Annotated in this window: 7 protein-coding genes; 4 read left to right on the forward strand and 3 right to left on the reverse strand. The window is 51.5% G+C overall.

Annotation, left to right across the window (positions count from 1 at the left end; all coding sequences use genetic code 11):
* Nucleotides 1–993: 993 nt before the first annotated feature.
* Nucleotides 994–2,007: an agmatine deiminase family protein gene (locus LBF86_06280; GenBank protein MDR0665110.1), complete on the reverse strand. Its 1,014-nt coding sequence runs from the start codon at nucleotides 2,005–2,007 to the stop codon at nucleotides 994–996.
* 74 nt (nucleotides 2,008–2,081) lie between these two features.
* Here LBF86_06280 and LBF86_06285 point away from each other — a divergent pair, with 74 nt between their 5' ends.
* Entirely contained in the window at nucleotides 2,082–3,476 is a 1,395-nt protein-coding gene (locus LBF86_06285; protein MDR0665111.1) for a Do family serine endopeptidase, read from the forward strand.
* A 179-nt stretch (nucleotides 3,477–3,655) separates the two neighbouring features.
* Here the strand turns inward: LBF86_06285 and LBF86_06290 are convergent, their stop codons facing one another.
* Nucleotides 3,656–4,567, reverse strand: coding sequence for a lysophospholipid acyltransferase family protein (locus LBF86_06290; GenBank protein MDR0665112.1), 912 nt, complete (start codon nucleotides 4,565–4,567; stop codon nucleotides 3,656–3,658).
* On the reverse strand, nucleotides 4,554–6,257 hold the full coding sequence (locus LBF86_06295; protein ID MDR0665113.1) for a Na/Pi symporter: 1,704 nt from the start codon (nucleotides 6,255–6,257) through the stop codon (nucleotides 4,554–4,556). Before LBF86_06295 ends, LBF86_06290 begins: the two co-directional genes overlap by 14 nt.
* Nucleotides 6,258–6,340: 83 nt before the next feature.
* Between LBF86_06295 and ppk1 the strand changes: the two genes are divergently transcribed.
* The 3 genes from ppk1 to LBF86_06310 all read left to right on the forward strand — a co-directional run bounded on the left by ppk1 (nucleotide 6,341) and on the right by LBF86_06310 (nucleotide 10,013).
* Nucleotides 6,341–8,428 (forward strand): polyphosphate kinase 1, encoded by a 2,088-nt coding sequence (gene ppk1, locus LBF86_06300; GenBank protein ID MDR0665114.1) that lies wholly within the window; start codon nucleotides 6,341–6,343, stop codon nucleotides 8,426–8,428.
* Between the two features lie 162 nt (nucleotides 8,429–8,590).
* Complete coding sequence (locus LBF86_06305) at nucleotides 8,591–9,118, forward strand: gamma carbonic anhydrase family protein (protein ID MDR0665115.1); 528 nt, start codon at nucleotides 8,591–8,593, stop codon at nucleotides 9,116–9,118.
* 400 nt (nucleotides 9,119–9,518) lie between these two features.
* Entirely contained in the window at nucleotides 9,519–10,013 is a 495-nt protein-coding gene (locus LBF86_06310) for a flavodoxin (GenBank protein MDR0665116.1), read from the forward strand.
* The last annotated feature ends 699 nt before the right edge of the window (nucleotides 10,014–10,712 follow it).

The raw sequence follows: 10,712 nt of genomic DNA on the forward strand, positions 1-10,712 counted from the left end.
CCCCCCCCCCCCCGACAGTACAAGCCTATTGGCAAGATCGCCAGAGAAAGAAACGTTTTCGCAAGCGTTAAAAGAGGACAAACACGATTGCGAACTACAAGAGACCTTAGCGCCCTCAAACGACGATCGTTTAGAATCGGCTTGAGGCGAGAACGGCTTGCAACCCGCAAACCGCGTAAATAGGCGCGTTACGCTTTTTAACGCGGCGCGCGCAAAAGAGAAAACGTTTAATCTCGCTTTGATACGAGGAGGATTGCGGGTATCCATTATGGATGCCTCCTTTGTGTTTGACTTCTTGCATTTTTAGCGCTAAATAGCTTAAATCACTATTAAATTACGTAAAACAATCGAAGTTTGTATTGATAGACTAATGCAAACATAACGCTTGATCTATATCTTGAATACTTTAATGATCCGCGTGGAACCGATGTTTTGATTGCTAAGCGGAGCGTTTGATTTGCGCGTTCAATATCCGCTCTCTTTACTCTTTGCGTCGCCTTTCAAACCCCCGACCATACTAAAACGAAACGCCTTGATCCCGCTCTCTCTCGTCGTAGTCGTTATGTTTTAGATTTAACGATCGTAAGGCGAGGATTGCCCCCGTCCGCTCTCTCTTGCCCGCCGCTCCATACCCTACGCGCCTGCGTTCGCAAACAAACGGGCGCTTCGCGGGAATGACGGGAGGGAAGGCGCCGCCGGTTTTGGTAAAGCGCGGTAAGGCGAGCGTAAGAGGCGCGACCGCAACAAGCTGAAAATAACGTCGTATTGGTTTATCGACGTTTTAAGATTTATTAAGCGCTTATAACAAGCCGCGTTTTATTATAGACGCTTGGCGCGAGTTGAAACGCAAAACTTTAATCGCGGCGATAACGATCGGGAGAATGTCGCGCGCGGGCTAGATTTATCGATCTGCTAGCTTTTGAGGTCGAATTTGCAAAATCGCAACGCCTAAAGGGCGGTAAAACAAGACTATTTTGCCGATTTGCGGTTTTGTTAAATTATGACGCGGCGCAAGCTGGGAAGCTGCATCGTTAGGCAATGGATCGATCCGTGCTGGCGCGCCGCTACGCTTGCGTTAAGCGCGATTATCTCGCGATCCTTAAAAGCGGTTTTTAGCGCCGCCAACGCCTTTTCGTCGCTATCAACGCCGTAGATCGGCGCGATCGCGGCGCCGTTGATAATCAAAAAATTCGCGTATGTCGCGGGCAGTCTTTCGCCCTCGTAATAGATCGGATCGCACATCGGCAACTCCACAAAACGATACGGCGCCCCGTTCGCTTTTTTGAACGCCAAAATCTCCTCTTTCATCGCTTTTAGCGCGTCGTAATGGCTATCGTTAGGATTGTCGCAACCGACAAAAGCTATCGTGTCAGGATCGCAAAATCGAGCCAAAGTATCTATATGAGCGTCGGTATCGTCGTTTTCCAAACGCCCGTTTTTCACCCACAAAACCCGCTTCGCGCCCAGATCGCGCCTAAAACGCGCCTCAAAATCAGCTTTGCTCCAACGCGCGTTGCGATTTGGCGCAAACAGGCAGTTTTCGGTGGTCATAATCGTTCCCGCGCCGTCGCTTTCGATACTGCCGCCCTCCAAAATCCAGCCCGTTTTTATTACTCTCGCGCCGCCGAAAAAGCCTTGCGCTTTCAAGCCTTCGGTAATTTGGTTGTCGTAATTGGCGGCGAACTTTAGTCCCCAGCCGTTGAACTCGAAGTCCAGAAACGCCGTTTCGCCGTTATCCTCGATCGCGATCGCGCCAAAATCGCGCGCCCACGTGTCGTTTGTCGGCAGTTGCGCGCAAACGACGCGATCGTTCCCAAAGCGCCTAAACGCTTCGTCGGCGTTTTCGCAGATCAAGATCGCCTTTTCAAAGCGCGTTATCGCCGCGATCAGCGACTCGTAAAACTCCAAAATCTCGCCCATATACGGCGCCCAATCGCCCCCTTCGCGCGGCAGAGCGAGCAAGACTCCGCTCTGTTCCTCCCACTCCGCGATCGCTCTACGGCTCATAACGCTCCTTCACTAAATCTACACATTTTCACGAAAAAATCTTAAACTTATTTCCCAATTTTAAGGAGTTATCGATGAAACAGTTGATCGTTTTAGCGATCGCCTCGTGCGTCGCTTTCGCTGCGCCGAAAGTTACCTTTCAAGATTATGAAAACGGCGCTATAACGCGCGAGCAGCCCTCCTCGGGCGCTCTTGCCTCTTACGCGCGGATACTCAAAAACGCGCGACAAAGCGTGGTGAACGTCTCGATCCAAAAGAGCGTGCGAACGCCGCAAATACAGGTTTCGCCCTTTTTTAACGATCCGTTTTTCCGTCAGTTTTTTGACGACGGACGCTTCAACATTCCGCGCGAGCGTATCGAGCGATCGCTGGGTAGCGGCGTGATTATCAGCGCGGACGGCTATATCGTAACCAACAATCACGTCGTCGAAGACGCGAATAAGGTGATCGTAACGCTGGCAAACAGCAAAGAGGAGTTCGAGGCTAAAGTGATCGGCAGCGATCCGAAAAGCGATCTGGCGGTAATCAAGATCGAGGCGAAAAATCTGCGCCCCGCGATCTTTTTTGATTCGGACAACGTAGAGGTGGGCGACGTGGTTTTCGCCATCGGCAACCCTTTTGGCGTGGGCGAAACCATTACCACGGGCGTGGTATCCGCGACAAACCGCACGGCGGTCGGCATCGTGGAATACGAAGACTTTATCCAAACCGACGCGGCGATCAATCCGGGCAACAGCGGCGGCGCGCTGGTCAATTCCACAGGCGCTTTGATCGGGGTAAATAGCGCGATCTTGACGCGAAGCGGCGCAAATCACGGCGTGGGTTTTTCGATTCCTAGCAATATGGTAAAAAAGATCGCCGAGCAGCTTATTGAGAGCGGCGAAGTTACCCGCGCTTGGCTTGGCGTGAGCATAAGCGATTTAAGCGAGGATTTGCACGAGTTTTACGGCAAAAAAGAGGGCGCGGTGGTAATTAGCGTCGAACCGAAATCGCCCGCCGACAAAGCGGGGCTAAAACGCGGCGATCTGATAATCAAGGTGGATTCCAAAGCGATCGACGGCGCAAATTCGCTTCGCAATACGATCGGCGCGTTGCCGCCAAATAAGAAGGTGGCGTTAGAGGTTGTGCGCGATAAAAAGACGATTACCATTAGCGCCGCGCTAACCTCTTTGGACAAAGGCTCGATCGCGGCGGCAAAAAGCGACTACAAAGGCTTAACTATCGCGCCGCTAACGGACGAAGCGCGATCTCGCCTTCGCCTGTCTAGGGAGTCGCGCGGCGTGATAGTCGATAGCGTAGCGGATAATTCGGAGGCAAGCAAAGCGGGCTTCGCGAGCGGCGACGTGATCGTGCAGGTGGAATCTACGGAGATTTCCGATATAGATTCATTCAAAAAAGCGATCGCCGGTAACGCGAAAAAACGTTTCTACGTCCTTAGGCGCGGCGTTATTTTTATCGCGGTTTTATAACGCCGCCTAGTTGAAAGAGCTTTGCGCTATTTGCGCGAGGAGACCCGCTTGGGCGCTCCTCGCGTTACTTTGGGCGCCGCGTTTTAGCGCCGCGGCAATCAATAAAAGCTCTTTATGGTCGCTCTCCGTCGCGTGTCGTTGCGTAATTATAAGTTGAGACGCTTGATAAAATCTTTGACTTAAACGGCATAGATCGCTTTTTCTCCGGCGGGGCGGGAGCGAAAGCGTTTATACTCCCATATATATTGTTTAAGATCGAGATTTACGCATATCTCGATAGATCGGTTAAGCGCCGTTGCGGCGATTTTCTCGTCGGGATTATATATGTTTTGATCTACTTCTGAAAAGATAAGCATAAAACCGTTTTGGCTACGCAACGCTACGCCGCAAACGACGATCGCGCCCGTTTTCTGCGCCGCTTTTTGCAAAAAAGTGGGGGTTAGCGCCTCCACGCCAAAAAACGGCGCGAAAACTCCGCCCGCCCGTTTTGCGGGCTGAGTATCGGGTAGGATCGCCGTAACCGCGCCCTTGCTAAGCTCCCTAAACAACCTTGTCACTCCTTTCGCGTTCGCGGGAGCGGAGATCATGCCAACCTTGTCGCGGATAGCGACCAAAAGCGGTTCCAAATCCTTAATTTTCGGCGGTTCGTAAAGCGCGATAAAGGTCGATTTCGAGGCTAAAAAGTGCCTCATCATCTCCCAATTTCCCACATGCGGCGCAAGCAAAATCACCCCTTTTTTTGCCGCGATCGCCTCGTCTAACAGACTCTCGTTCTCCGTTTTCTCGACGAGTTCCAGACAGCGTTTATGCTCCCACATACACAGCGCGCCCATCTCGGCGGCGGTTTTAGCCGATTCAATCAAGCTCTCTCGCGCTAGTTTTTTGCGTTCGGCGGCGCTTAGCGAAGGAAAACATATCTCAAGGTTTTTCAGCGTTACGCGCTTGTGCGTCGTGGGAAAATACCAGCCGATCACGGCTATAAACGCGCCAAAGCGCCGCGCGTTTTTCAGCGAAAGCGCGGCTAGAAACCTCAAAAGCCGCTTGGCGCCGAATACGCCGTAACGATATTTGCGCCGCTTACTCTTCGTCATTGTCCGCTTTGCCGTCGTCGATATTTTCGATCTTAATCGACAGATATAGCAGTTGCGCGCACTCGATCAGCGCTTTGGAGGCATTGACTACCGCGCGGTTAATCGATATAAAAGTCGGAGAGGTAGATTGCGCCACGTCGCCGCTTTTGATCGCTCTTGTGATCGTATTTAGAGCGCTGCGATCCTCGTTTTGGATTTCGGTTAGAATTTTTGAGAGCATTGCCGATAGGTTCTTTTCGTTCTCTTCGTCGGACTGCATAGACAGCCGCAGATATTTAACGAGCCGCGCCACGCGCACCCGCGCCTGATTGTAGTGATCGAGCATAAAATCGTCGTCGCTGGCGGCAAACTCGTCAAGATTACGCTTAATGTCCTTAAACAACTTCGCCGCGTAGATCGCCTCGCGAGCGGCGGCAAGCGATCGGTTTACGATCGTCTCGTCTTCGGGCGTTCTCTCGCCGATTAGCGTGGAATACTCCAAAATCGCGGCTTCGATACTTTTTAGCCTATTGTAATGCTCGTCTATATCGATATCGATAATATCGTGGCGCGAATAGACGACGGCGGTAATTTTGCGCCTGCGAAGAAAAATCTCGTTTGGAGGGAGATTAAGCATATATAAGGAGAAGTTAAGCGACTCCTCTAGCAGATGAGACGACTCGTTTTTGAGCGCCTCTACGCTCACGTCGGACATTTGAGGATTCACGGAGTCGATATGGCGCGTGATCTTTACGTCGCTTTTGACAAAGCGTTTGGATAAGAAAGTTCCGATTTTTGCCGTAAATGGACCAAAAGTTATAAGACCGATCGCGTTGAAGATCGTGTGAAACAGCGCCAAAGCAAGCACGGGATCATCGCGCAAACCAAAGCCGTCGGTAATCAGCCAAGTTATAGGCTTGAGCAGGCATAACGCCAAAATCGCCGTTCCGACGTTGAATATCACGTGCGAGGCGGCGATACGCTTCGTATCGGGAGAGCCGACGGCGGCTAAGATCGCGATCGTTCCAGTCGTACCTACGTTCGCGCCGATTACAAGCGCGGCGGCTATATCGAAACTCGTTACGCCCGCGCCGACGGCGGCTAAGAAGATCGCCATGCTCGCCGCGCTAGAGTTCAAAATCACCGTTAGAGCAAAGCCGATCGCCGCATACGCCAAAACGCCGTAATTCTGATATTTGCTCAGATCGACGGAGTGCGCGAGAGTCTGCATACTCTCTTTTAGCAGATCCAATCCGTAAAAGAGCAGACCAAAACCCATCAGCAACGTAAAGAAAGCGCGGACTTTTTTCTTTGAGCCCGATAGGAGCAGCCCTAAACCAGCTACGCCTATAATCGGCATAGCCGCGCTTGAGACGCTGAACTTAAATCCAAGCAACGTAACTAGCCAGCTTGTTCCCACGCTGCCAAAATTAGCGCCGATCATAACGCCCACGCCGCTAACGAGGCTCATCATACCCGCGCCGACAAACGCCACGACCATTAGCGAAACAAGAGTGGAACTCTGAAGTATCGCCGCGCTTGCCACGCCCGTAGCCAACGATTTAGGAACGGTAACGGTGGCTTTTTTGAGCATAGTCTTGAAATGCGCTCCCGCGGCGGTTTTGATCGCGCTTTCAAGCAGCGACATACCAAACAAGAACATTCCCAGCCCCGCCAGAGCCAGCGACCAATTAACGCTTTCGGTTTCCAATAAAACTTTCCTATACTATCAACGCAATAAAGGTAGAATGCTATCAAACGAACGATTTAACGTCGGAGATAGAGTTATACGCAATGATCCGCCATTTACAACCGCAACATTTCATCAACCGCGAACTTAGCTGGCTTCGCTTCAACACGCGCGTTTTAGAAGAGGCTTCCAACCCGCGCAATCCGCCGCTAGAGCAGCTTAAATATATCGCCATTTACGGCACGAACCTAGACGAGTTCTATATGATTCGCGTCGCGGGGTTAAAGGTGATGGAAAAAGCCCGCGTCAATCCGGGCAGTCCCGACGGGTTAAGCGCCTACGAGCAGCTTACGCTAATTCGCGAGTATGTCTCCAAAGAGGCGCCGCTCGTCGAACAAAAGATCGCGGAGCTGTTTGCCATATTGGAAAAGCGCTCGCTCAAGATAAAAAACTACGGCGATCTTAATCCGCAGCAAAAACGCAAGGCGAACGCCTATTTTGAGAGCCATATCTACCCCGTCGTGATCCCGATCGCCGTTGACGCGACCCACCCCTTCCCGCATCTAAATAATCTTAGCTTTGCGATGGCGGTTAAACTAAAAGCGGGCGAGAACGATCCGATAAGGCACGGGCTTATCCGTCTGCCTCGCGTTTTGCCGCGTTTTGTGGAGATCGACGCGGGGACTTTTACGCCGATTGAATCGATTGTCTATCATCATATCGAGGATATGTTTCCCGGTTTTACGCCGATTAGCCACGCGCCGTTTCGAGTAACGCGCAACGCCGATATTTCCATAGAGGAAGAGGAAGCCGACGATTTTCTCGACGTGCTAGAAGAGGGTTTGCGTCTTAGGCAAAAAGGCGAGATCGTCCGTCTTGAGATCGCCCAAAACTGCGATCCCGATCTATTGGCGTTTTTGACGACGCATCTCAAAGTCAGCCCGAACGATATTTACGCAAAAACCGCGCCGCTTAATCTCGGCGCGTATTGGCAACTTATCGGCAATAAGCGCTTTACCCATCTGCTGCTAGAAAGCCAGCCGCCTCGCGCTCTGCCGCCGTTTGATCTCAAAGAGCCAATCGCGGGCATAATCGACAAGCAAGACGCCGTTATTTTGCTGCCATACGAGAGCTTTAGCCCGATCGAGCGGTTTATCGCGGAGGCGGCTGGCGATCCGAACGTGCTTTCGATCAGAATGACGCTCTATCGCGTCGGCAACAACTCGCCGATTGTCAAAGCGTTGATCGAGGCGGCGGAAGCGGGCAAAATGGTTACGGCGGTCGTGGAACTCAAAGCCCGCTTCGACGAGGAGAACAACCTAAAATGGGCTAGAGCGCTGGAAAACGCGGGCGCGCATGTGATCTACGGCGTGGTGGGACTGAAAATACACGCCAAAATCGCGCACGTTATCCGCAGAGAGCCTAACGGCGATCTCAAACATTTCGTGCATCTCTCTACGGGCAACTACAACTCCGGCACGGCTAGAATCTATACCGATATAAGTTTTTTCACCGCGAGCCAAAAGATCGGCGAGGACGCGGTGCGGTTTTTCCACCATATCACGGGCTTTGCGAAAAATACCGAACTGCACAGCCTCGCGATGGCTCCGACGCAGATCAAGCCGCGCCTTTTGGAGCTGATCGCCGCCGAAGCAAAGATGAAAGGCGAAGGAGAGATTATCGCCAAGATCAACTCGCTAGTCGATAAAGACATAATTACCGCGCTGTGCCGCGCTTCGCAAGCGGGGGTGAAAATCTCGCTGATCGTTCGCGGAATCTGCTGCTTGCTACCGGGCGTAAAAGGGGTAAGCGAGAATATCCGCGTCGTGTCGATCGTGGGCAAATTTTTGGAACACGGACGAACCTTGTATTTCAAGCACGCCGATCCGCAGCTGTTTTTCAGCAGCGCGGACTGGATGCCGCGTAATTTAACGCGCAGAATCGAGCTGATGACGCCGATTTACGACGCGGAGATCGCGAGGTTGCTGCTGTGCGTTCTGAAACTGCAACTTGGCGACAAAAAACAGGCTAAGGAGCTAAAAAGCGACGGGCAATACGCGGCGTATCAAGACGGCGGCTACGACGCGCAAGGCGCGCTAGAGGCGATCGCGGCTAAACTGCACGAAAATGGCGAGCCTCGCGCCAAAATCGCTCCCGCGATCGAGGAGTTTTTGAAGGCAAACGGCTTATAGCTTTCGCGTTCGAGCTTTGGCGCGATCGTAAATGCGCGTCGCTTGCCGAAATCGGCTTGATCGTTTGGGCGCGCCTAAGTTTTAGGGGTTTCGGCGTTATAATCGAGCGTTTTATGCGCGCGGATTTTGCGGGCTGAAACAGATCGATCGTAAGGCTAGAAAATGATTAGCGCGTTTAACGATCACAAGCCGTTAATCGGCGATCGGGTTTTTATCGCGCCTAGCGCGGACGTAATCGGGCGTTGCGAAATAGGCGAGGATTGCTCCGTGTGGTTTGGGGCGGTTATACGCGCGGACGTTCATCGCGTGAAGATCGGCGCGCGCGTCAGCGTTCAAGACGGCGCGGTTATTCACGTAACGCATTCCGTCTTAGCGGACGAGTCCGACGGGTTTCCGACAGTCGTAGGAGACGACGTAACAATCGGACATCGCGCGGTATTGCACGGTTGCGTTATAGAAAACGCCTGCCTGATCGGAATGGGCGCGATTATATTAGACGGAGCGGTTATCGGCGCGGAGTCGATTGTGGGCGCGGGCGCGCTAGTTACGCAAAACAGGGTTTTCCCTCCGAGGTCGCTGATTTTAGGTTCGCCCGCGAAAGTCGCGCGGACGCTTAGCGACGGCGAAGTTAAAGAGCTTTACGCCTCCGCCTCGCGTTATGTCGCGCTGAAATCGAGTTACCTCGCATAAATCTAGCGGCGGTTTAATCCAAAATTGCGAAAGATTTATCATCTTGTAATAAATAGTTTTTGATACAGACCCCTCGCGACGTTTAGGCAATGGCGGTTTTATCCGTTATGGTTATTTCAAAATCTCGATTTTGATAAACCAAACCTATTTTCAAGATTCCTTTCTCGTTAATACCAAACCGCCGATCGAGCGCGTTACAGCGGTTTTAATAACTTCTCAAGCGCGCCTTCAAACGGCGATATAAGCCCAAGTAAAACTTCGCCTAGAAATTTACAAGATTTAGAGAACCGCTTTGCGTTTTTAGGCGTTTATACGTTGCGTCTAACGCCGCGCTCAATCGCGCTTTAAGCAAAATTAGGATAAAACGTCTCTTATTAAATCAAACTGTAAGGAGCAAGAGATGTCGGTTGCAATAGTTTTTGGTAGTAGCGGCGGCAACACGGAGGGCGTCGCCAAACTTATCCAAAAGAAACTTGGCAAGGAGGCTGATCTAATAGACGTTGGCAAAGCCAACGCCGATAAAATAAACGGCTACGACAAGCTAATTTTGGGCGTATCGACGTGGTACGAGGGTCAGTTGCAAGACGATTGGGACTCGTTCGACAGAGAGGCGCTCGATCTTAAAGGCAAAACCGTGGCGCTGTTTGGACTTGGCGATCAGGAGGGCTACGGCGGCGAATTTTGCGACGGCGTAGGGATTTTATACGAGTTGGCGTTGAAAAAAGGCGCCAATATAGTAGGCGATAAAAACTCTGTTGACGGATACAACTTTGAAAGTTCCAAAGCGGTGGTGGACGGAAAGTTTGTCGGACTTATTATCGACGAGGATAATCAAAGCGATTTGACCTCAAGCAGAGTTGAACGGTGGGTTGAGAGCATAAAATCCGCTTTCTAGCGTTTCGGGACGGTTTCGCTTAGACGCGAAGCCGCCCCTTTGGGGAGACGCGCGCTATTCGCGACAACTTCGACGGGTAACTAAGCCTACGGATACGTCTATGTCGGCTTTCAGCGTTATGCGTTAGCGCCCCTATAGCGGAACAAATAACGCTTAAAAAAGAGCAAGCAACCGCGGCGGCTACGGGGAGCTAAAAAGCGCAACCTATAGCGGAGCGAATAACGCTTAACAAAGCAAAGCTACTTGCGATATGGATTTATCGGCTTTTAACCCCTTTTATCGCCCCTCTCCCGTCCTTTTTTATTTTTCGATATGCCGCTCGCGTAACTTACGGCGGTTTTTACGCTTTGTAATAAGCCGATAGATTATATATTGCCAAACTATTTTGAATCGCCCGTAATTGCGCGCTTAACGACGCGGCGCAACCTTTGCGCGTCCAGATGATAATCTCCGATTAAAGGCGCTTTAACGGGCGCTCTTGGGCGACCAAAATCTATCTTAAAGCCAAAAAATCAATGCAACCCGCGCGCTCGCAAGGAGCGCGACTCTTCCTTTCAACTTCCGCAATGCCAAGCAACCAGTTTCAACCCACGCGCTCGCAAGGAGCGCGACAAACTTGCTTTGAAAAATTAACTTTGCGATTTGATATTTTAATTTACGTTTTACGGCGCGCTAAACATGTCCTAATCAATCTCGCCT

This window comes from Helicobacteraceae bacterium (assembly GCA_031258155.1).
In the GTDB taxonomy this organism is placed as follows: domain Bacteria; phylum Campylobacterota; class Campylobacteria; order Campylobacterales; family SZUA-545; genus JAIRNH01.

What these genes read in the sequence shown, in the direction of transcription:
- LBF86_06280 (MDR0665110.1), bottom strand. Translation starts at nt 2,007, where the DNA reads ATGAGCCGTAGAGCGATCGCGGAGTGGGAGGAACAGAGCGGAGTCTTG.
- LBF86_06310 (MDR0665116.1), top strand. Translation starts at nt 9,519, where the DNA reads ATGTCGGTTGCAATAGTTTTTGGTAGTAGCGGCGGCAACACGGAGGGC.
- LBF86_06290 (MDR0665112.1), bottom strand. Translation starts at nt 4,567, where the DNA reads ATGACGAAGAGTAAGCGGCGCAAATATCGTTACGGCGTATTCGGCGCC.
- LBF86_06305 (MDR0665115.1), top strand. Translation starts at nt 8,591, where the DNA reads ATGATTAGCGCGTTTAACGATCACAAGCCGTTAATCGGCGATCGGGTT.
- LBF86_06285 (MDR0665111.1), top strand. Translation starts at nt 2,082, where the DNA reads ATGAAACAGTTGATCGTTTTAGCGATCGCCTCGTGCGTCGCTTTCGCT.
- ppk1 (MDR0665114.1), top strand. Translation starts at nt 6,341, where the DNA reads ATGATCCGCCATTTACAACCGCAACATTTCATCAACCGCGAACTTAGC.